The sequence below is a fragment of the Alteromonas sp. 07-89-2 genome, assembly GCF_013113925.1.
GTDB lineage: Bacteria > Pseudomonadota > Gammaproteobacteria > Enterobacterales > Alteromonadaceae > Alteromonas > Alteromonas macleodii.
Map to the genome: position 1 here is coordinate 25,561 of NZ_VTYM01000028.1, position 23,049 is coordinate 48,609.

General features: G+C 43.7%; 16 protein-coding genes and 1 pseudogene. 9 read left to right on the forward strand and 8 right to left on the reverse strand.

The genetic code is table 11. The annotated features are described in order from the left end of the window. Positions 1-1,494: a glucose-6-phosphate dehydrogenase gene (zwf, locus tag F0261_RS16640; RefSeq protein ID WP_015067457.1), complete on the reverse strand. Its 1,494-nt coding sequence runs from the start codon at positions 1,492-1,494 to the stop codon at positions 1-3. A gap of 283 nt (positions 1,495-1,777) precedes the next feature. On the opposite strand from zwf, the gene F0261_RS16645 reads away from it, so the two are divergent. Then, positions 1,778-2,629 (forward strand): MurR/RpiR family transcriptional regulator, encoded by an 852-nt coding sequence (locus tag F0261_RS16645; protein WP_015067458.1) that lies wholly within the window; start codon positions 1,778-1,780, stop codon positions 2,627-2,629. A 453-nt stretch (positions 2,630-3,082) separates the two neighbouring features. Further along, a complete protein-coding gene (gene pyk / locus F0261_RS16650) occupies positions 3,083-4,519 on the forward strand; it encodes a pyruvate kinase (protein WP_015067459.1) in 1,437 nt (478 codons plus the stop codon). Here pyk and F0261_RS16655 read toward each other — a convergent pair. Beyond that, on the reverse strand, positions 4,451-5,998 hold the full coding sequence (locus tag F0261_RS16655) for an amidohydrolase (protein ID WP_015067460.1): 1,548 nt from the start codon (positions 5,996-5,998) through the stop codon (positions 4,451-4,453). The two genes, pyk and F0261_RS16655, sit on opposite strands and share 69 nt — an antisense overlap. A 205-nt stretch (positions 5,999-6,203) precedes the next feature. On the opposite strand from F0261_RS16655, the gene F0261_RS16660 reads away from it, so the two are divergent. The 6 genes from F0261_RS16660 (at position 6,204) to F0261_RS16685 (ending at position 13,706) form a co-directional block, all read left to right on the forward strand. After that, positions 6,204-7,217, forward strand: coding sequence for an AraC family transcriptional regulator (locus F0261_RS16660; RefSeq protein ID WP_008305465.1), 1,014 nt, complete (start codon positions 6,204-6,206; stop codon positions 7,215-7,217). Between the two features lie 188 nt (positions 7,218-7,405). After that, positions 7,406-9,187, forward strand: coding sequence for an acyl-CoA dehydrogenase (locus tag F0261_RS16665; RefSeq protein WP_008305468.1), 1,782 nt, complete (start codon positions 7,406-7,408; stop codon positions 9,185-9,187). Positions 9,188-9,207: 20 nt separating this feature from the next. After that, the gene (locus F0261_RS16670) at positions 9,208-9,957 is read left to right on the forward strand and encodes an electron transfer flavoprotein subunit beta/FixA family protein (protein ID WP_008305469.1); all 750 of its coding nucleotides are present in this window, start codon (positions 9,208-9,210) and stop codon (positions 9,955-9,957) included. Then, a complete protein-coding gene (locus tag F0261_RS16675) occupies positions 9,957-10,898 on the forward strand; it encodes an electron transfer flavoprotein subunit alpha/FixB family protein (protein WP_008305470.1) in 942 nt (313 codons plus the stop codon). The genes F0261_RS16670 and F0261_RS16675 overlap by 1 nt, the downstream gene beginning before the upstream one ends. Before the next feature lie 25 nt (positions 10,899-10,923). Beyond that, entirely contained in the window at positions 10,924-12,579 is a 1,656-nt protein-coding gene (locus tag F0261_RS16680) for an electron transfer flavoprotein-ubiquinone oxidoreductase (RefSeq protein ID WP_008305471.1), read from the forward strand. Positions 12,580-12,755: 176 nt separating this feature from the next. Continuing rightward, entirely contained in the window at positions 12,756-13,706 is a 951-nt protein-coding gene (locus tag F0261_RS16685) for an SLC13 family permease (protein WP_171338498.1), read from the forward strand. 198 nt (positions 13,707-13,904) lie between these two features. Here F0261_RS16685 and F0261_RS16690 read toward each other — a convergent pair whose 3' ends face one another. Continuing rightward, positions 13,905-15,404: an IS91 family transposase gene (locus F0261_RS16690; protein WP_171338499.1), complete on the reverse strand. Its 1,500-nt coding sequence runs from the start codon at positions 15,402-15,404 to the stop codon at positions 13,905-13,907. Between the two features lie 291 nt (positions 15,405-15,695). Continuing rightward, positions 15,696-16,463 carry a tRNA isopentenyl-2-thiomethyl-A-37 hydroxylase MiaE gene (gene miaE, locus F0261_RS16695; RefSeq protein WP_171338500.1) on the reverse strand — a complete coding sequence of 256 codons (768 nt, stop codon included), beginning with the start codon at positions 16,461-16,463 and terminating at the stop codon, positions 15,696-15,698. 225 nt (positions 16,464-16,688) lie between these two features. Between miaE and F0261_RS16700 the strand changes: the two are divergent. After that, a pseudogene (locus F0261_RS16700) lies at positions 16,689-17,570 on the forward strand (ISAs1 family transposase); the annotation flags it as partial. Here F0261_RS16700 and F0261_RS20150 read toward each other — a convergent pair. The 4 genes from F0261_RS20150 to F0261_RS20255 form a co-directional block, all read right to left on the reverse strand. Then, complete coding sequence (locus F0261_RS20150; protein WP_171338502.1) at positions 17,564-18,586, reverse strand: multiheme c-type cytochrome; 1,023 nt, start codon at positions 18,584-18,586, stop codon at positions 17,564-17,566. The pseudogene F0261_RS16700 and the gene F0261_RS20150 sit on opposite strands and share 7 nt — an antisense overlap. A gap of 223 nt (positions 18,587-18,809) precedes the next feature. Next, positions 18,810-19,835: an MBL fold metallo-hydrolase gene (locus F0261_RS16710; RefSeq protein WP_024017274.1), complete on the reverse strand. Its 1,026-nt coding sequence runs from the start codon at positions 19,833-19,835 to the stop codon at positions 18,810-18,812. A 101-nt stretch (positions 19,836-19,936) separates the two neighbouring features. Then, a complete protein-coding gene (locus F0261_RS16715) occupies positions 19,937-22,366 on the reverse strand; it encodes a TonB-dependent receptor (RefSeq protein WP_171338503.1) in 2,430 nt (809 codons plus the stop codon). 277 nt (positions 22,367-22,643) lie between these two features. Beyond that, positions 22,644-22,910 (reverse strand): response regulator transcription factor, encoded by a 267-nt coding sequence (locus F0261_RS20255; protein ID WP_367613871.1) that lies wholly within the window; start codon positions 22,908-22,910, stop codon positions 22,644-22,646. Positions 22,911-23,049: the final 139 nt, after the last annotated feature.

Genomic DNA, 23,049 nt, shown 5'->3' on the forward strand with positions numbered 1-23,049 from the left:
TTACTTTTTCTTCCCTGTTTTGCTTTCGTACCAGCTGCGATTTTCGCGAGCAAGAAGACCTATAGAGTCTACCGGCCCCCATGTACCTGCTTGATACGGTTCTGGTGGCTCACTCGATTGCTTCCACGCTTCAAGAATTGAGTCTACCCATGTCCAGGCTTGTTCAATTTCGTCACGACGAACGAATAGCGCCTGATTACCCAACATAACTTCAAGAAGGAGTTTTTCGTATGCATCAGGAATACGCTCATCGGCAAACGCTTCAGAGAAACTTAGGTTTAACTTGGATTTTTGTAGATCCATAGAGCCTGAGCTGGTTAAGCCAGGTACTTTATTCATTACGGTGATTTCTACCCCTTCGTCTGGCTGTAGACGAATAACCAGCTTGTTTGGCGGAAGATTCTTGAAGCTGTCACCGAATAAGTTGTGCGGCTGACGCTTGAAGTAAATAACAACTTCACTCACCTTAGTCGGCATACGCTTACCTGTGCGCAGGTAAAATGGCACGCCGGCCCAACGCCAGTTGTCAATTTCAGCTTTTATTGCAATAAAGGTTTCAGTTTTACTCTGTGTATTGGCACCTTCTTCTTCAAGGTAACCAGGTACTTCTTCACCTTTAACAAAACCTGATGTGTATTGTCCGCGAACTGTACTTTCGTTAATGTTAAACGAATTAATTGGGCGCAATGCCTTAAGGACTTTGAGCTTTTCATCACGGATGCTGTCGGCATCAAGGGTTGTAGGCGGCTCCATCGCAACCAAACTTAGAATTTGTAGCAAGTGGTTTTGCACCATGTCTCGCATTTGACCAGCGTCGTCAAAGTAACCCCAACGCCCTTCAATACCTACTGACTCGGCAACCGATATCTGTACGTGATCGATACAGTTGTGATCCCAGTTGGTCGCAAATATTGAATTTGCAAATCGCAATGCAACAAGGTTAAGTACAGTTTCTTTACCTAAATAATGGTCTATGCGATAGATTTGCTTTTCATCGAAATATTCAGCTACCTGTTCATTGATAACTTTCGATGACGCCAAATCGTGACCAATTGGCTTTTCTAAAACAACGCGAACGCTAGAGTCGATAATTTTACAGCTGTGCAAACCGCGACAAATATCGCCATAAATTGAAGGAGGTGTAGCTAAATAGCACACCATTGTACGAGATGAGTCTACGTGATCGTCAAGAACGCAGTAGCTTCCAACGTCTTTCATGTCTACACACGCATAGTGTAAACGCGCCTTTAGCTTTTCCCATGTAGCTTCACATAAGTTCTTGTCACCGAACTTAACTAAGTTGGCATGAACCTCATCGATGTAAGCTTCTAACGACATTTCTTGACGCGCCACACCCACAATAGTGGTATCTGGGTGGATCAGATTGGCTTTTTCTAATTGATATAGCGAAGGCAAAAGCTTGCGTCGTGAAAGATCACCCAGTGTACCAAAAAGTACAAAATCACAGGGTTCGTAGGAATTATCCAATACCATATTCGTCGACCTTTTAAATGAGTGTGTGCGATGTATTGCATGGTTGTTTACAATACTATCGACATTAATTACTGCATAGTTAACACCAAATGTAGTAAAATTACAACTTCAACCAACTACCGGATCTGAAACTTTGCTGTTTCCCTCAGTTTACCCCGATTTAACCCGATCTAATCAATAAAAAATGTCAAAAAATTACATTTTTCTTGTCACTGACGTCACAATGGGTACTATTACGCATGTACTTTACAAATCCATGCACCATTAAATTGCTATAGTCTGTATGAACATTTTAGAAAAAATCACTCAAAATAAAGCTGCATTCAGTAAATCCGAGAAAAAGGTAGCCGAGGTTATACTTGCTAACCCGCAAACAGCTATTCATTCGAGTATAGCAACCCTTGCTAAAATGTCGGATGTGAGCGAACCAACGGTTAACCGCTTCTGCCGACGTCTTGATACAAAAGGTTTCCCTGATTTCAAATTACATTTGGCTCAGAGCCTTGCTAACGGTACGCCTTATGTAAATCGTCACGTCGATGAGAACGATAGCCCTGACGAATACACCAATAAAATTTTTGAATCGACCATGGCGTCTTTAGAAGTGGCAAGACAATCTGTTGACGTGAATGTGGTAAATCGCGTTGTAGATCTGCTTACACAGGCACAAAAGATTTCTTTCTTCGGCCTTGGCGCTTCGGCATCTGTTGCTCATGACGCGCTTAACAAATTTTTTCGCTTTAATGTGCCGGTTGTCTATTTTGAAGACATCCTCATGCAACGCATGAGTTGTATGAATTGTTCAGACGGCGATGTTGTTGTTTTGATAAGTCATACCGGACGAACAAAAAGCTTAGTTGAGATTGCCCAAATTGCACGCATGAACGATGCAACCGTGGTAGGCATTACTTCTGCAGATAGCCCACTGGCTCAAGAATGTAGCTATGTATTATCACTTGAAGTACCAGAAGATACCGACATGTACATGCCTATGGCATCTCGTATTGCGCAGTTAACCTTGATTGATGTACTTGCAACAGGCTTTACGCTGCGCCGAGGCAATAAGTTTAGAGAGAATTTAAAGCGGGTTAAAGACACATTGCGCGGCTCGCGCTTTGAGAAGCGAAACGACTAAACTACTAATAATTCAATCGAGCGGTAAATTAGTCCTCAATGCGGCCTCAATGAGCCATCCGCAAAGTGCACTTTGGCACTGCTCAAAAAGCCACTGACGATGTGTAGCAACACACCGGTTTATTCGGTCAATTTGCTATATCGTTAATGGCGTCCTACCCTACTTAACAGCGTCTTTTTATTTCTACACTACGTGAATTAAATACGTGAATTAAAAATGTGATTGGAGAATAAGATTTGCTCTTTGCTTTCGCGTTGTAAATTTTGTTCAGAATTCAAAAAAACACCGCAACTGGTCGAGCCAGTTGGCAGTTTTTCTTTCTTTCATTCACATTTTTGTCAAATTAAACTACTATTCTGTAATAAAATTACGTAAAGCGATTACAGGTAGCGGGGATCACCCGATACCAATCACTCTTTGTCATTTCTAACTTAGAAACAGCGACGGAATCTCATGACTAGAAGAACAAAAATTCTTGCCACACTTGGTCCTTCAACAGACACCCTAGAAAAAATTCAAGCGTTAATCGCGGCAGGTGCAAACACTGTGCGAATGAATTTCTCTCACGGTCAGGCTGAGGATCATATTGAACGAGCAAAGCGCGTTCGCCAGGCAGCGCAAAACCTTGGAAAATACGTCGCCATTTTGGGCGATCTTCAAGGCCCTAAAATTCGCGTAGCCCGCTTTTCAGAAGGTCCTGTTCAACTAGCGGTGGGTGCAACCTTTATTCTTGACGCAGAACTAGGTAGAGATGAAGGCAACGCCGAGCAAGTGGGCATTGATTATAAAGCCCTACCCGACGATGTATCTGCTGGCGATATTTTGCTTCTAGACGATGGACGCATTCAGCTTAAAGTGACCGGTGTTGAAGGGCGTAAAGTTATTACTGAAGTAACCGTTGGTGGCAAACTTTCCAACAACAAAGGAATTAACCGCCAAGGTGGTGGTCTGTCTGCTGATGCCTTAACTGAGAAAGACAAAGAAGACATTAAGACGGCGGCTAAAATTGGCGTTGACTACCTTGCGGTATCTTTCCCGCGCAGTGGCGCAGATCTGAACTACGCGCGAGAGCTTGCTGAAGCAGCAGGTTGCTATGCAAAAATTTGCGCCAAAGTTGAACGCGCTGAGACTGTAGCAAGTGATGAAGCGATGGACGACATCATCAGAGCGTCAGATGCGGTAATGGTTGCCCGTGGCGATCTTGGTGTTGAAATTGGTGATGCAGAGCTTGTGGGTGTGCAGAAAAAGCTGATTTCTCGCTCTCGCCAGTTAAACAAAGTGGTGATCACTGCAACGCAAATGATGGAGTCGATGATTGACAGCCCGATGCCTACTCGTGCAGAGGTCATGGACGTAGCCAATGCGGTACTAGACGGTACTGACGCGGTAATGTTATCGGCTGAAACTGCTGCAGGTAACTACCCTATTGAGACCGTTGCAGCTATGGCTCGAGTTTGTGAAGGTGCAGAAACCCACCCAAGTGTTAAGCTTTCAAAACACCGCATGGACGAACAATTCTCTTCAACAAGTGAATCTATTGCCCTATCAGCTGTTTATGCCGCTAACCACTTACCAAGCGTAAAAGCCATTGTCGGTTTAACAGAAAGCGGCAGCACGCCAACACTTATGTCTCGCATTACAACTTCATTGCCAATAATTGCCATGTCACGTCACGAGTCTACACTAAATACGATGGCGCTTTGTCGTGGTGTTAAGCCAGTTTTCTTCGACTCATCTAACAGTGAACCAGGCCGTTTGAAATACGACGTTATTGCATCGTTAAAAGAAAAAGGGCTAGTCAAAAGTGGTGACAGCATCATCTTAACTTACGGTGATGAAATGGAAAAAGTGGGTGCAACCAATACATTGAAAATTGTTGACGTAGAGTAAGCGCCAAGCTTGTTGAATACTCATAGCCTGTTCGGGATACCAACCAGCGACGGGTTGATTATTGCGGTCTTGGCGAGTAACTGCGGCATGTAAGCCGTAGAATGGATTGGCCAACTCAACCGGAAAGTCTGAACCTAGTGGCATTGGAATACCACTGTTCAATAATGTTTTCCATGCATAGGCACCTTCCATCCGAGCTTTACCCAAGCGATCTTCCGCCATATTCATGTCGCTGGTGGCATGAGTAGGTTGCATCGACGGCAATACTTTCAACTCGGCAAAGCGAGGCAAATCTTCAACCGCAATGATTTGCGCGTGTTCAATTCGGTTACGCAGGGCTTGGCCACCCAGTAGCTCAAAGGTACGCTCAAATTCATCAAGTACTAACTGATTGGCTTTATCCCCAATGGCATGAAAGTTCAACTGGAAACCCGCGCCTAACACTTGCTGTACTACTTTGGGAAAATCTTCAGGTTGCGTTAGTAATAACCCATGCTGATGAGGTGCATCTGAATATGGCTTGATTAACGCAGCACCTCGGCTACCCAATGCTCCGTCGCCATAAGCTTTTACGCTGCGCACATGTAAAAAGTCGTCTTGGCTGCGAATAATGCCAACATCTAGCATCTCTGGTAGCAGCGGATCTGTCGCACTTAGCATGGCATAAACACGCACGGGCAGTTCACCCTGAGCGGCTCGCGCCAAGTAAAAGTCGTAGACATGATGGCCAATACCCGCATCGTGCATGGCGGTTATGCCAACCGAATGCAAATGCTCGCCTGCAGCGTTGAGTTGTGCTGCATAGAGTGACGCTGAATCTTTTGGCATTATCGCTGACACTAAATCCATGGCATGGTCAATCAACACACCTGTTGCCTTGCCATCAGCATCGCGCAAAATTTGGCCTCCAGCGGGGTCAGGCGTACTGTCATTGATACCCGCCATCTGTAACGCTTTACTATTCACCCAAGCGGCATGGCCATCGACTCGCGTCAACCAGACGGGTTTATTTTTCAGTTTAGCATCGAGTACAGCGGCTGTTGGGAATGAGCGATCACTCCATAACTCCTGATTCCATCCGCGGCCTTTTATCCACTCTTGGTCAGCATGCATCATGGCATAGTCAGCTACCCATTGGGCTGCCTGTTGCATTGAGGAACTCTCGCGTAAATCGACTTCCATTAAGTTACCGCCCAAACCGAGCAAATGCCCGTGAGCATCAATCAACCCCGGCAGTAATACTTTATTGTTGCCGTCAATCACTGTTGCATCAGCTGGCATTTCGGTGGGATTAAGTTGCACTACTTTACCTTCATCAAACACTATTGTGTTGAAGGTTACCATTTCACCCTGCGGGTTTAGCGTATACCCAGTCACGTTGGTCACTACTGTAGACGCATAGCCGGCGAAGCTTGCAGACATTGAAACAGCGAGCGTGGTAGCTAATCCAGAAAGTAATCTCGTCAGTCTTTTTTGCATGATATTTTCTCGTCGTCGTTATTACTCATGTTTCTGAGTATCGGTGTTTGAATACACATACTACGCCATTTTCTTGGTCCAATTACACTACTTTTCCAAGTAGAGGAGCTGTCACACCCGCACTAAAGCCACCCAAGTTGTACTTGCTAATCGGCTACCGCTCTCGCAAAATAGCATCAATTTCGAATGACTCATTGAGCTAGGTATGTCGCTTCACTACAGTCACAGTGTTTCTGTGCACTTTGCCAATGCGGTGTTAGACGCAGCGCGCCAACTCGGTTTGAATTTGGAGCCGATTCTACAAAGTGCTCGACTTAACCAGCCTCTGCTCGACAATCCGCAAAGTCGTATAACCTCTCAACAATTTAGTCAACTTATGCGCTCGGTATGGGAGCAAAGTGACGATGAATTTTTAGGCTTAACCACGCAGCCCAGTAAGTATGGCGTGTTCCGTTTATTCGCCGATGGGGCGATTCAAGAGCAAAATTTACATCGGGTTTATAAACACCTGTGCCGTTTTTACAGTTTGGTTAACCAGTCAATTTCACTGTCATTGTATATAAGTAAAGGACAGGTTGAATTGCGCATGCGTCAAGTCCAACCTGAAATCGACCGTAACTTACTGTTTCGAGATTTCTTTTTGCTGCTTTGGCACCGTTTTCCGGGTTGGTTAATTGGTAAAAGTATTCCTCTGCAACAAGTTAAGATGCGTGGTGCAGAACCCGCTCATGCCGCCGAGTATCGTTTTATGTTTCCCTGCCCCATCACCTACGGCCATGACTACGATGCCTTCGTTTTTAGTGAAGAAGAACTAGTAAACCCTGTCACCCAGCGCGCGGAGAACCTGCGCGAACACTTCAAGCAAGCCCCACTCAACTGGTTTACACGTCAAGAATTCACACCAGTTTATACCCGCCGAGTGATGGATTATTTGGCCGAGTACCGCGAGCACGAAGCTAGCATGCAAGATATTGCTGATAGCGTGAATGTGTCTGAACGCACGCTACGTCGGAAATTGACCGAAGAAGGTACCAGCTTTCAAGAAATCAAAGATAAATTACGCAAAAATATGGCGATTTATTACCTCAGCCAACCCGATATTCCGATTTCCACCATTACGAATAAATTAGGTTTTTCTGAACCAGCAGCCTTCACGCGCGCCTTTAAACAATGGACTGGACAGACGCCTACCTTATATCGCGAGAACACACTTATCTAGCACCAAAACATCAGCCCAAACTAATATAAATGCAGATTGAGATAGTTTGATGAAGTGAGCAAACGAGTGTCCGAATATGTCAAGCAATAGACTTTTTTGGTAATTGAACAAATTAAGCGCAAATTGCAGACTAGTGCCTATACTATTTGGATAATCCAACAACGTTAATCACTAGGATAGGTTCTGAAATGAGTCAATATCAACCCCCTGTACTTGATGCTAAATTTGTACTTGACCAGTTAATCGGTTTCGATGGTTTGTGTGAAAAACTTCAATTAGAAGATATTAATATTGACCTAGCAGATGCGGTCTTAGAAGAAGCCGGTAAACTGAGCTCAGAAGTATTTGCTCCGTTGAACTGGGACACCGACCAAAATCCTGCGCAGTGGGCTGATAATGCCGTCACTGAATCTCCTGGATTAAAAGAAGCCTATCAACAGTTTGTGGATAACGGTTGGTCTACATTAACAGCACCAGAAGAGTTTGGTGGACAAAATCTTCCTCAGGTTTTAGGCACTGCAGTCAGCGAAATGTGGCAAGCATCAAATATGGCGTTTGCACTTTGCCCGTTATTGAGCATCGGCTCTGTAGAGGCATTACTTGCTCATGGTAGCGACGAACTAAAAGCCCTTTACCTACCCCGCTTAATCGCTGGTGAGTGGACTGGCACCATGAACCTGACCGAGCCAGGCGCTGGTTCAGATCTCGCGGCAGTATCAACAACTGCAACACCAGATGGCGATCACTATCGCATTAAAGGCCAGAAAATTTTCATCACTTGGGGCGATCACCAAATGACCCCCAATATTGTGCATTTGGTACTTGCACGCTTACCCGACGCACCTCCGGGCGTAAAAGGTATTTCACTGTTCATCGTACCTAAGTTCGTACTCGACGAAAACGGCGAACCAGGCGAACGCAACGATGTATACCCCATCTCAATTGAACACAAGCTCGGTATCCACGGCTCGCCAACGTGTACTATGGCATTTGGTGATAACGAGGGCGCGATTGGTTATTTAGTTGGCGAACCGCACAAAGGCTTGCCGTATATGTTCACCATGATGAATCACGCCCGCCAAGGCGTAGGTGTACAAGGTTTGGGTATTTCAGACCGCGCTTACCAACAAGCGGTGCAGTATGCACGTGAGCGAGTTCAAGGTAAAAACAGAGATGGTAGTAAAAAGCCTATCATCGAGTACCCTGACGTTCGCCGTATGCTATTAACCATGCGTTCTGGGGTTGAAGCGATGCGCGCTTTAGCGCTAGAAGCGTCTGCCGCGCTAGACTTTGCTCACGCCGACAATAACAGTAAAGAAAAATACGCGCGTCTTGAACTGTTTACACCTATTGTAAAGGGTTGGATGACGGAGTTTGCACAAGAGCTCACTTCGCTTAACATACAAGTTCATGGCGGTATGGGTTATGTTGAAGAAACAGGTGCAGCGCAGCATTTCCGCGATGCACGTATCTTACCTATTTATGAAGGCACAACGGCGATTCAGGCGCTCGACCTTATTGGTCGTAAAGTATTAATGGACGGTGGTGTAGCACTGGAAAGTCTATTAAACGACATGACGGCTACCGCCACTGAATTGAGCGCTTCTAGCAACGCCGACGCGCAAGCCTTTGGTGCAGCATTCGCCCAAGCCGTGGACAAAGCGCGTGCGGCAAAAGAATGGCTACTGACTAACGCACCGAGCGAAAAAGAGTTATCACAAGCAGTTTGTTTCGATATGCTAATGGCAATGGGCTATTTGTGTGGTGGTTGGATGCAAGGCCGTACCTTACTCGCCGTTATCGCCTTAACTGACGCGAACGACGACGTGTACGGTGAAGAGTTCCTTGCTAAGAAGCGTATTTCAGCGATGTACTACAGCCAGTGCTTGTTGCCACGTGCACTACATCATTTTGGTGTAATGGTACAAAACCCCCAAGCACTGTATGAATTTGCTGTTGATCAATTTTAATTAGAATTAGAAGGTTTACTATGAAAATCCTTGTTCCGGTAAAACGGGTTATCGATTACAACGTAAAAGTACGTATTAAACAGGACGGCTCAGACGTCGATTTGAGCAACACCAAAATGTCTATCAACCCGTTTTGTGAAATAGCGGTTGAAGAAGCACTACGCCTAAGAGAAGCGGGCACAGCAAGTGAAGTTATCGCTGTTTGTATTGGTCCCAAAATCGTTAAAGAGCAGATCCTAGCTGCCCTTGCGATGGGTGCTGACCGTGCCATTCGTATTGATGTAGAAGAGCAACCAGAGCCATTAGTTATTGCCCGTTTACTAGCGAAAGTAGCCGAGCAAGAAGACGCGGGCCTGATCATGATGGGTAAGCAAGCTATCGACAGCGACAACAACCAAGTGGGTCAAATGCTTGCAGGTATTATGGGTCGCCCACAAGGAACTTTTGCCTCAGTGGTTAAAATTGAAGGTGACGAAGCGCTAGTTACACGCGAAGTCGACGGTGGTCTACAAACTGTAGCTCTGAAGCTTCCCGCTATCGTGACGGCTGACCTACGTTTGAATGAACCGCGTTTTACCAAACTACCTGATATCATGAAAGCGAAACGCAAACCTATCGCAGAGACAACTGCCGCAGATTTAGGTGTTGAAGTTACGTCAACGCAACAACAACTTTCTGTTGCTGCTCCTGCTACACGTCAGGCAGGTATCAAAGTTGCGTCGGTAGACGAGCTAGTCGATAAACTGAAAAATGAAGCGAAGGTGATTTAATGAAAACCTTAGTAATTGCATCACACAATAACGCCACACTCAGCCCTGTTACCTTAGCAGCCGTGTCGGCAGCACTTAAAATTGGTGCCTCTTTTGATATTTTTGTGGCCGGTAAAGGGTGTGCAGCCGTTGCCGAAGAAGCGGCAAAAGTCGATGGCGTTAGCGCAGTACTGGTTGCTGACCACGATGCACTAGCGTATCAAGGTGCAGAAAACCTAGCAGCAACATTACAAGCTAATGCAGAAGGCTACAGCCACATTGTTGCACCGGCGACGAGTGTAATGAAAGATGCACTGCCACGCCTAGCCGCACTACTCGGCGTAGGTCAAATTTCAGATATTACCGGTGTTAATGGTGAAGCTGAATTCGTGCGCCCCATTTACGCGGGTAATGCCATTGCAACCGTTACTTCTAGCGATGCTGTGAAAGTTATCACTGTGCGTACATCTGCTTTTGATGCTGCGCCAACAGGAGCTGGCACTGGCGCTATCACTGCGGTAGATAATGCTGTTGACTGTGGCTTGTCGCGTGTAGTTAGCGAAGAAATTGCCCAAAGTGAACGCCCTGAACTCGCTTCTGCAAGTATTGTAGTTTCGGGTGGCCGCGGTGTAGGTAGTGAAGAGAATTTCGCACTTATCGAAAAACTAGCAGACCGTTTGAATGCAGCCCTCGGTGCATCGCGTGCAGCAGTTGACGCAGGCTTTATTGGTAACGACCACCAAGTTGGTCAAACCGGTAAAATTGTTGCACCTGACTTGTATGTAGCGGTAGGTATCTCTGGTGCCATTCAGCATTTAGCAGGTATGCAAGGCTCTAAAGTTATCGTAGCGATTAACAAAGATCCAGACGCACCAATTTACGAAGTGGCGGACTACGGTTTAGTCGGTGATTTACACGACCTAGTACCGGAATTAGAAGCCAAATTAGCTAGCGTACTTTAAATTAAGTGCCATAAAGAGGAACGTCATGGATACTCCAGAACGCGAATCCATCGAATTTGATGTTGTTATTGTTGGCGCTGGCCCTTCTGGCCTGTCGGCAGCTTGTCAGATTAAGAAGCAAGCTGCTGAACAAGGCAAAGAAGTCAACGTCTGTGTGCTTGAGAAGGGCGCTGAAGTAGGTGCTCACATTTTCTCTGGCGCAGTCATTGAAACCAAAGCATTGGACGAACTCTTCCCTACTTGGAAAGAAGACGGCTTTGCCCTAGGTCAGCCTGTAGCTAAAGACGAAGTGTATTTACTTCGCGACGAGTCTAGAGCCACTGAGTTACCTCATTGGGCGGTGCCACCTTCAATGCACAATGACAACAATTACATTGTGAGTGTGGCGAATTTATGTCGCTGGCTCGCAGAGCAAGCAGAAGAGCTTGGGGTAGAAATATTCCCTGGTTTCACTGCCGCTGATGTGATTTTCGACGACAATGGTAAAGTGTGTGGAGTAGCCACAGGCGACATGGGCGTAGGCGCAGATGGCGAACCAGGCCCAGGCTATACCCCTGGTATGGATATCCTTGCTAAGTACACTATTCTTGGTGAAGGCTGCCGTGGTCACATTGGTAAAGGCATTATCAAGAAGTTCGCGCTTGATTCTGACGCTGATCCTCAACATTACGGCATTGGCTTTAAAGAAATCTGGCAAGTGCCTGAGTCGCAACACAAACCGGGGTTGGTTGTGCATGGTTCAGGTTGGCCACTAAGTAAAGGCATGGGTGGCGGATTCTTCCTCTATCACGCCGAAAATCAGCAAGTATTCGTTGGGTTAATCATTGACTTGAATTATGCCAATCCGCATATCAGCCCGTTCGATGAGTTCCAACGCCTTAAGCATCATCCGATTATTGCTGAAACACTCAGCGGTGGCGAACGTATCACCTATGGTGCGCGTGCAATTACCAAAGGTGGGTTGAATGCACTACCCAAGCTGAGTTTCCCCGGTGGTATGTTGGTTGGCTGTGACGCTGGAACTTTGAATTTCAGTAAAATCAAAGGCGTTCATACTGCGATGAAGTCAGGTATGATTGCCGCTGATGCGATCCTTGAAGCGCTCGGTACCGATGCTGAAGAAAAGGGTACAACCAACTTCCAACAACTATTCGAACAGAGCTGGGCGTATCAAGAGTTATATAACTCGCGTAACTTTGGTCCTGCCTTGCATAAGTTTGGCCCTATCGTTGGTGGCGGCTATAACTGGATGGAGCAGAAGATTTTTGGTGGTAAGCCACTGTTAAAACTACGCGATTCGAAAGAAGACTACGCGTGTATGGAACCGGCTAGTGCGCACATTAAAATCGACTACCCGAAACCAGACGGTAAACTTAGCTTCGATAAACTTTCTTCGGTTTATATTTCAAATACCTACCACGAAGAAGATCAGCCGTGTCATCTGAAATTAACCGATACGTCTATCCCTATTAAGCAGAACTTGCCTCGCTTCGATGAACCCGCGCAACGTTACTGCCCGGCAGGCGTTTATGAGGTGGTGGAAAGCGACGGTGAAATGCAGTTCCAAATTAATGGACAAAACTGCATTCACTGTAAAACCTGTGACATAAAAGACCCAGCACAGAACATTACATGGCGTCCACCCGAGGGTGGTGGTGGTCCAACGTACCCCAATACCTAAAAAACTTATCTAAGTAATATAAAGCCAGCTAGAATAGTGTTTGACGATTGTAGAACACTCTTTTAACTGGCTTTTTCATTTTACGAAAGGTTTTCTTTCAGCCTCTTATCGTCATCGGGTTGTTTTGAACGTTCACTTTCGTTCTATTTTCCGAATTTACGCAAGGAGCTATCATCATGTTCACGTTATCTGAGCAATATCACGCAAATTTCGTGTTTGCACTGATTGCCGCCGCGGCGTTACTCATGGCGAGTAACCGTGTGCGTTACGACATGATTGCAATATGTGTGGTTTTGGCCCTAATACTGACCAACATACTGCCCGTTAACGCAGCATTGGCAGGCTTTGGCAATTCAGTTGTCATACTCATAGCTGGCTTACTCGTGGTTGGCGAGATGCTAGACAGAACCGGTGTAGCGAGATTTGTCGGTAATTGGATCAGCCAAAATAGTAGTAGCTCAACGACCAAAATGCTGATTATGCTGATGTTAGCGAGCGCCATACTTAGCGCCGTAATGAGTTCGACCGCCGTTGTTGCTATCTTTATACCTATTGTGCTGCGCATTGCTAAATATTCCAACAATAGCCCAAGTAAACTGCTCCTTCCCATGTCCTACGCGGCTTTGGTTAGTGGTATGTTGACCTTAATTGCTACTCCGCCAAACTTAGTGGTAAGTGCGGGTTTAAAGAGTCAAGGTTTTGAACCACTCAGCTTTTTTTCTTTCACGTTACCTGGCTTAATTGTGCTAGCCGGTTTGGTGTTATACATGGTCAGCTACGGTCGGAAGTGGCTTCCTGACGGTGCTCCAAGCGGTGAAGAATCCAAAAGTAGATCGGTACAAGCATTGTGGGATGAATATCGAGTTGAAAAGGAATTAACCTATTTACGCGTAGCCATCGGCTCACCGCTGCACGGGAAAACCATTGGCGAAAGTGAATTGTATAAAAAGTACGGCATCCGTATCCTCGACTTATCTCAGCGAGTTCGCGGCTGGCGTGAACTGAAAGCTGGTGTATCGCCCGATATTGTGTTGCATATAGACGACATACTTCACGTCGCCATACCCCCTGCTTGTACCGAACAAGTTAAAGAAGAACTCAATCTGGTTGAGTTTAAGACAAATTAACGCTATTTACTATCCTCTGTGACAACTGGCTTTAAGGCTTGTTTCATGCGATTTAGGTCCAAAAACAGGAAGCAATTACGAAGTAAGTGTAGTCAAGATAAGAAAATAGACTGATCATTGGGACTGAAAAATTCTCTCGATATGTGCAACATGATGCCTCAACACATGAGTGTTCAAGCTATATTGGCGGTGGAGCCCTTAAGCGCCAAAGTTGAAATCTCTCTGAATAACGTAATCGTCAGTTCTTATTTGTTTTGACTCAATCAGTGGCGGCGCTCTGCAAGAATTAGCGGTAATTGGTGAATCTTGCTTATCCAAATGCCAGAGTATCTTTTGGATGACGGCAGGCTCTGTAATGCATGCGATGATTTTGACATTCGCCTTTGTGCAAGCTTCGCAAATGGTAATGTCAATGTTGAATACACGTTTTAACCTCTGTGCCCATGACATGCTGCGCGCCTGGTAGGGCTTATCTGAATCTTTCAGATGCTCTGCTAAACGAGGGCTGTTCTTGCCGCGTTGTGAAGCAGTTACTTCTGCTCGTACATTGGCATTTGGCGCAAACACGCCATAAAACCGCGTCAGATTCAGTCTAGGCGGTGGTACCAAGGCAGCTAGCTTACTAATGAAGTCAATCGGCGAGAAGAATACGTGAGTCGTACCATTGCTGTAGGGTGTCTTGAGTTCGTATCTGACATTACCTGTCGTTGTGAGGCTTAAGCGTTTTTCGCTTATTGCAGGTCTTGCGATGTAACGACACAATCTTTCTAGTTTTTCTGGTTGATCTGCATCTGCGAAGACCCCTGCATGTAGGCTAAATCCAGCTATCTTTGCGAGTTGTCCTAAGTGATCAGGATCTTTTGCTGGCATGGTTTGCAAAGTAAACACTTTTTTACCAGTATCTGCACCAACTGCGATCCGGTAGCTGACCGAAGCAGCTTGCAGTGGTAACAAGCTGTCTTCATCGTTAATTGGCAAGTCCAGATAGGTATTGTCAATGTCGCGTTGAATTAGCCCTGCTTTTTCGAGATATTGTGCGATGCGCTGGCTGATGGTGTTTACCAACGCCTCCATATTGGAATGACTCGGCGCTTTGACTCGCTTAAATGTCATTTGTCCATGCTCTTGTGTGATGACACCTTCAAGGAACAGCATATGGAAATGTATATTTAAGTTAAGCGCACTACCAAAACGCTGAATGTAGGTGACTGCCCCTGTCTTAGCCTGCTTCTTCAAGTAGCCTGAACGATGGATGATGTCTGTGGAAATTGCGCGGTGAACGATTTGCAGGACGTTGCTGAGTTCTTTGGGGTATCTGGCGAGTAATAACCTTAGGGGAATAGGTAAGCTTAACACCCATTGCCTAACAGGGTAACCCTGCAATACATCATCAACCAGTAGTTTCGCACTCTCAGCCATCCTTCGAGCTCCGCAACTCGGGCAGAAACCTCTTCGCTTGCAACTGAAAGCTACAAGCTTCTCATGTTTGCAGTCATCACAGACTATGCGCAGAAATCCATGCTCAAGTCGACCACACTTAAGAAACTCTTCAAACTCTTTGATCACATGGTATGGTAATGCCTTTCCCTGAGATTGCATCATCTCGGCGAAGGCAGGGTAATGTTTCTCAACAAGTTGATAGAGCAATGTTTGCTCTGGACGATGGCGTTGATAGGTGTATTGCTCTGCAGCTAACATCAGCATCCTTGCTAATGTAAAAGTCTATAGTGTACCTTGTTGGGCTGGTAAGTAAACTGACCAGAGTGACAGAAATTGGCAGTGGTTCGTGGTTATCTGAACGACCGGTATACGATCAGATAGCTAGTCTACAACGGAGGCTCCTCTAACGTCTGCTATTCGCTCTTTTCGGACATTAACTTGTTGCGGACTGTCACGTTTGATTGAACTCAAAATCCGAAACTGTCATATGGAGTACACCAGGACGTATAATACTGAGAACATATGATCTTTTCGATTGACGAGTGCCAGTTAAACTGGTACACCACTATGAAACTTAAAATCATCATCTGACGATGAAATCAGGTCAGCCTCTACCTCACCGAAAAAGGCAACCCGCTCAGTGATATCCTCGCCGGAGGTCGATGTAGCTATTGATTCAGCCAACGTAAGGTAATCTTGATAATGGCGTGCTTCTGAGCGCAACAACGACACATAAAAATCATTTAAACGCTTATCAACATGGGGTGCCAATACCGCAAAGCGCTCACACGAACGCGCTTCTATATAAGCCCCACATATCAATTTATCAATTAAAGCAGCTGGCTCATACGTTCTTACATGACGGAGCATACCACGGGCATAGCGACTCGAACCAACGGATTCATAGGCAATACCATACTCTTCCATGATTTCCAGAACCTGATAAAAATGGTGCAGTTCTTCCTTTATCAACAACACCATTTTATCAATTAAGTCTTGGCTGTAAGGCGCACCAGATTTGGGGATCATAGATTTGGTCAGCTTTTCGTGGTCAGCTAACGCTTTCCAGTCACCTTGTTTGCGGTAAGTGAAATCTTCGAATGGCTTCAACCACGCTAACAACGCATCACCACTGTCCTTATCCACGGCATACTTGCGAATAAGGTACATAGCTGATTGAGCGGCCTTTAATTCACAAACCAAATGGTCAAGCAATACTACGGGAAGGTTTTCTGATTTCTTAGCCTCGTCTACCCAAGCTACTGGTGTTTGGCATAATAAAAACTGATTGATTGGCTGTAGTAGTTGTTCTATCACGTTCGAATCTTTCACTTATTTTGATTGACCAATATTTTTTGCCACCCTTTGCATCGCGAGACTGATTCTTATCTTTCCGGCTTTGGGTTGGCTACGTCGAAATGGAATGATTAGAGTACAGGGCAAGATCATGAACATAAATCGTTCAATTGACGTTTGAATCGCCAACAACTCTGGACGATAGTAAGCGTCTGTGATCTTATACTCTCTTTTGCGGAGAGAGTCATGGAAACAGGCGCATTTGAACAGTTTTTTGGTGAGTTAGAAGATCCCAGACAGTCAGCCAAGGTAGCCCATCTATTTACTGATATTTTATTTTTGGTGGTATGTGCGTCCATCGCTGGAGCCAAAGGATGGGAAGATATCGAAGATTTTGGCGATCTGCATTTTGACTGGTTTGCCGCTAAGGGATTATTCAAGAACGGCTTACCGGTTCATGACACCATAGCGCGTGTGATATCGCGGATAGACAGTGGGCAGTTTCAGCGTTGTTTTATCGGCTGGATGCAATCGGTGGTGGAGTTATCCGAGGGGAAACTCATTGCTATTGATGGCAAGCGGCTTTGTGGCTCTTATAACCGGGAAAACAGGCAGTCGGCTATCCACATGGTTAACGCCTTTGCCTCAGAGAATAACGTCGTATTAGGACAGATTAAAACTCAGAGCAAATCGAATGAAATCACCGCCATTCCAGCTTTGCTGACTATGCTGGACATAAAAGGCTGTCTGATATCCATTGATGCAATGGGCTGCCAGAAAGAAATCGCTGAGCAAATTATTGATGGTGGTGGTGACTACCTTCTGGCCCTGAAAGGAAATCAAAAAGAGCTGCATGATGCCGTCCGTAAGGCGCTTTCTGGTGCGATAAATCAGGAAGTAATTTGTCTGGAAAAAGCTCACGGAAGAAGTGAAGCCAGAGCGTATCATGTAATGGAAGCGGGTTCGTTAACGGATAACTTCTGTGAATGGAAAGAACTGAAAACTATTGGTGTAGCACTGAGCTATCGGCAGACGAAACAGGGTAAAGAATCCCTTGAGTATCGTTACTACATTAGTTCTGCCAAGTTATCAAAAGCCCGATTTGCAAATGCAGTACGGAGTCATTGGGTACAGGTGGCGTTACCTTCATGTTTAAGCTTTAAAGTATGCGGATCATGGCAATTAGTACAAGTAACACCATTTTGATACATTTTACTTTGCTTGAACGAACCATATACATATACTTCATCAAAAATTTGCCCGTCAGGGTAATATAAAGGCGTATTTACTAATGACGATTGATATTGCTGATGATATGGCACTGATTCAGTGTGATCTGACAGTTGTGATCTTCGGCTATGACACTGAGCACATACTTCCACTTGCTGTGTTTTTTTCACTCGCGTTGTTGGAAATAGCTTACCTAAGTCATTAGTAGCAAATGCGGGTACTTTTGTTGAAATATCTTGGCTAAAGCCAAATTTATTTTTATTACTGTCAGGATTTTTTATTTTACTATCAGGATTTTTTACCCACGTTAAATGTTGCTCACTTCCCTGATGACAAGCGGAACAACTAACATTAATGACGTCATAACTCGACTGATATGAAAGTGTTTCTAAATCAAAGCCTTTCTTAAAGTTTGTACTGTGGCAATCGGCGCAGTTTTGATTCCAATTTTGCCCCATTTGCGTCCAATGAAATTCATCTTCAGCATTAAGTTCAGGATAAAGGTTAAACCACCTTTGTCCACCTTCAGCTTTTGAGCGACTGTCCCAAGCGTAAGGAATAAATTGATACTTTCCTGCTCCATCACTAAACATATATTGTTGTAGCGGGTAATAACCAAAAGTATAAAGTAACTCTTTAGTTACTGGGCTTCCATCTACTCCAGGCATAGTTATTAAATACTTGTCGTCTTGAATCAGTAGCTTTATTTCTTCATCGTTTAGCTTAACCTTGCCTAAAGTAAAATCTCCCAAATTAGAGTCCGATGATACTTCAGCCATAGAGTGAAAATGGTGTGAGCTTTTCCAAGCTAGTGTTTGAGTTTGATGACAAGAAGCACAGCTTAAGTCTTTGTTAGCTTCACTTTTAAAACTAACAAATAATGAAAAGACAAAGAAACACCAAATTAAAGCCATTGATGTTTTAAACCGAATTAGCAAAGTTATCCCTTAAAATTAATAAATTAAAACAAAACTTAAAGAAGTTTTTTAGCTATTACGCAAGATAAAATAAATTTATTGCCCAGTGCTCTTAAACACCCGATACACAAATAATGTGATTAACTACATGGTTGTAATGCTAACCATTTACAAAGCAAAGCTTATCAATCTATAAATTACTAATTCTACACAACTTAGCCTAAGCTTGTTGGAATAACTTTACACCTTGCTCATTAAGAGTCACTTTTAAGCGACCCGCTTTAACCAATATTTGCAAACTAGCTAATGCTTCACCAAATGCAAATAAGTCATTACCTGAGTCAACTTCACAGTTAAATAACACTTGATAAGTTTCATTAACTTGTTTGGGTTCTTTACAATGCAGATAAAGCTGTTCAAGCTTTTCTTTATGCCCATAAACTATTTTATTTAATCGGCTAACACCACCATAAAAAGCTAAACCATGTGCTGGCAAAATCAAGGTTTCATCTGTAATCACTGTTGATATGTGCTGTGCTGAATCAAAATATAATTGCATAGGGTTAGCATCAGGCGCATCAGGCCAAATACTGATATTTGGCGTGATACTCGGTAATATTTGATCACCAGCAATAAGAATATCTAATTCCTGACAATAAAAACATGCATGCTCCGACGCATGGCCATAGCCCATCACTATTCGCCATTGATGATTACCTAAAGTAACTATTTGCTCATCTTGTAATACCTGACAAGGTGAGTCTACAGGGTAAATAATACTGCGAAAGGTATCAATATTCCTAAAATAAGCCTTTACTTGTTTTTGTCCTTCACCGTATCCAGTATAAAACTCATTGAGCTGATCTCTTGGTACACTTGGCTCACAAGAAAATAACATTTGATAATATTTGTAATCAGGCATTGAAATACTAAAACTAGGCTTGTGCTCTAGCTCTTCAAGTAGCCAACCCACTAAGCCAATATGATCAGGGTGACCATGAGTACAAATAATGCGAGTGATTGGTTTACCTTTTAACTGGTTATTTATTACCGCAAGCCACTGCTCTTTGGCTTTTGATGTATTCGGGCCAGTATCAATTACCACCCAACCATCAGCTTCTTCTATTAGCCAAATATTTATATGATCAAGTGCAAATGGCATACTAATGCGCAGCCAATATAAGTTATTACCTACATGCAACAGGTGTTGAGGTTCGGGGGCTTTTTCTTTGAAATTCTTTAACATTTTATACTTTCCAAAAATAGACGAGCGAAAAAAAGGCGATAGTAAGGTAACAATGTCACCTTACTTTCGCCTTAACTTGCGAGCAATTATTCGAGTTTAATTTAGAAGTTAAAACCTACTTCGAAGTTAATACGACGTTTACTTTGATGAACACCATTAGCATATGCACCTGCAATTAATGGGATCTTAGTTAGGTAAACTTCATAGTCTTCATCTAACAAGTTGTTTACAGTAAATGCAGCATGCCAATTGCTGTCTGCTGGTGTTAGTGTGACGCGATAGTCAACTAAAGCGTAGCCATCCTGAGTAAGGTTTACTTCATTACTTGAATCGACCGTATGTTTAGACTTATAGCTAACACTTAACATATTAACTAATTCATAATCACCAAACACTTCTGCAATATGCTCCACAGCTACAACCGCAGTAAACTCAGGCACCCAAGCAAGGCTATCACCAGACCAGTCACACTTGCCATCTGCGCCCTGCTCACCTCTATAAACTTCAGTTAAGCTACACGCTGCACCTTGGAATTCATCGTAGTAAAAATCTAAGTATTCCGCATTTGCAGTAATTTTTAGATCATCTGTTGCTTGCCAGATAAACTCTACATCAACACCTTTTTGAATTGATTTACCTGCATTACCTACGTTAAATCCAATAGAACCATTGAAAATCGACGTTTGTAGGTTGTCGTAAACACCATAAAAGGCTGCAACATTCAAGCGAACTGTTTCCCAGTCTGACTTAAAGCCCACTTCCCACGCTGATACACTTTCATCTTCAAATTCAGTATCTTCTGGCGTACCCGCTGAAGGTCCAGGTGATGTGCCAAGAGGGCTCGCTGTAACTGGGCCTTCATAAAGCGTATCAAAACCACCCGCTTTAGCACCATCGGCGTAATTTACATAACCCATAAAGTCATCAGAGAAATGATAACTAGCACTTGCTTGTAACATTAAGTGATCTTCTTCGCGTACCATATCTTGAAATTCATGCGGAGCACCCACAGACTTTAAAACCCCCCAATAACTAAACAATGCAGGCGTTAAACCAGCAAATGGGTGACCTTCAGGGTATGGCGCTTCATCGTACGTAGAACCATCAATATCAAGTAATCTTAAACCTTGTGTTGCAGTTTTAGTAATATCGGTATAACGAACACCAAGCGTTAAACTCAATTTATCTGTTGGATTGTAGTCAAATTGCGTAAATATCGCTTGCTGTTCAGTATTCTGCCTTAAATAGTTTGAACGAGAGAATGAACCAAACTCTAATGGGCTACCAATTAATGTGCTTACATGAGGCATATAAAAGTCAACATCAAAACCTGTATTAAAATCTGCATCTTGATAATAAAGGCCTGCCATAATGTTTAATTGGTCGTTTATTTCAGTATCTAAACGCAATTCTTGAGAAAACTGACTGTAATCTTCAGGTGTATTTGTCGACATAAAGTTTGCCGGTGTCATATCAACATCAAGCGTATGATAATAATCATAATTACTGTCAGCAGTAATTGACGTTAATGTCATGTCGTCGTTAATGTTCCAAACCACTTCCAACATGGTTTCGTCACTGTCGTTATAGTTACCCGACGGACCATTGTTAAAAATGCTTTGATCATTACCTGTGTACATTTCACCAGTACCAATACCAAATGGTGCCAAAGGCGAATCAGCTCTTGGTGTAAAGTCTGGATTAACATGAGCGTAGATAGCTAGGCTTTCACCGTGCTTTTCAAAGGTAGCTTGCTCATGGCGAAGGTAAATATTGAGCTCGTCATTTGGTTCCCATACGGCACTGATACGAAACGCTGAATCTTCATAAGAGTTTTCAACTTTACCCGTATAATGGTTAAATGCCGCACCACCATTTTGATCACGCCACTTACCCGCAAAGCGTACAGCTAATTCGTCTGTTACTGGTATATTTACACCGCCTAAAATTTGTGACTCTTCATATTCTGTTTCATATTTAACGGTAAAGTTACCATTTAGTTCATCACCAACTTCAGGACGCTTAGTAGCCATGCTTAACGCACCACCAACTGAGCTGTTACCGTAAAGTGACACTTGTGGGCCCTTTAATACCTCCACACGCTCCATATCGAAGAAACCTGAACGCTGTTGATTCATACGACCACGGTATACACCGTCTACATATGTTCCTACAGACTGTTCAAATGACTGGTTATCACCTGATGAAACACCACGAAGTGATAAACGTGAATGGTTAGCTAGTTGTGGCTGTTCAAGACCTGGAACAAACTTAGCAAGGTCGTTAACACTGTGTACGCCCATGCCTTCCATATGTTCGCCTGTTACCGCGTTAACACTTGAAGGTACTGTTTGAACTGACTCTACTCTTTTACGAGCTGTTACTTGGATGACTTCTAAGCCAGATTTCTCTTTGGCTTTTTCAGCCTGCTCACCAGCAGCTTCTTCTGCGTACAAGCTGCCTGAAAATAAGAATGAAACCCCGATAGCCGCCGCTAAGCGACTTTTTACAAAAACATTGTTGGTTCTCATAACTTTCCCGATTGTTAATTTCACTTAAATTTATTGTTATCTTTTATCAATAGTAGAGTCCTTTATGCGAAATTCAGGTCATATTCTGCTATTTAATTGTCTTAAATATAGCTAACGTTTTAAAATTTGATAGAAAAGTAACTAAGTTTTGTAGGCTCATATCCAAAACGACATTCAAGCTAGACCGTTATACATTTGGGGCTTTGATAAGTTTCTTTAGAATCGTTCAATGCTTTATCAAGTAGGTAAAAAGACGTCAAATTAAGCAAAAATAAATTTATAATAAACCAAGTTCTCGTGCTTTTGAGGTAGCTTGATTTCTTCTTTTAACCCCTAATTTTGAAAATAAATTGCTTAAATGCCACTTAACTGTACTTTCTGACAAGCTTAGTAACGCACTAATTTTGCTATTAGTATGGCCTTTATTAATGAGGTGCAATAACTCTTCTTCTCGCTTGGTAAGTGGTTCAATTAGCCTATTATTTACTTCTTCGTATTGCGCCGCGTTAGCTTCAATACCAAAAGCGGCTAATAAAGATGCTATATAAAGTGCTAGTTTAGAGTTATAGTCATCTAAGGTGAATTAGTCTCGACTTAATCTGACACTTCTTCTTGAAAAGATGAGAGTTACCCGTTTTGATAAAGGTGTCGAATCTTTAATCAAAACAAAATAGGTAACTCTC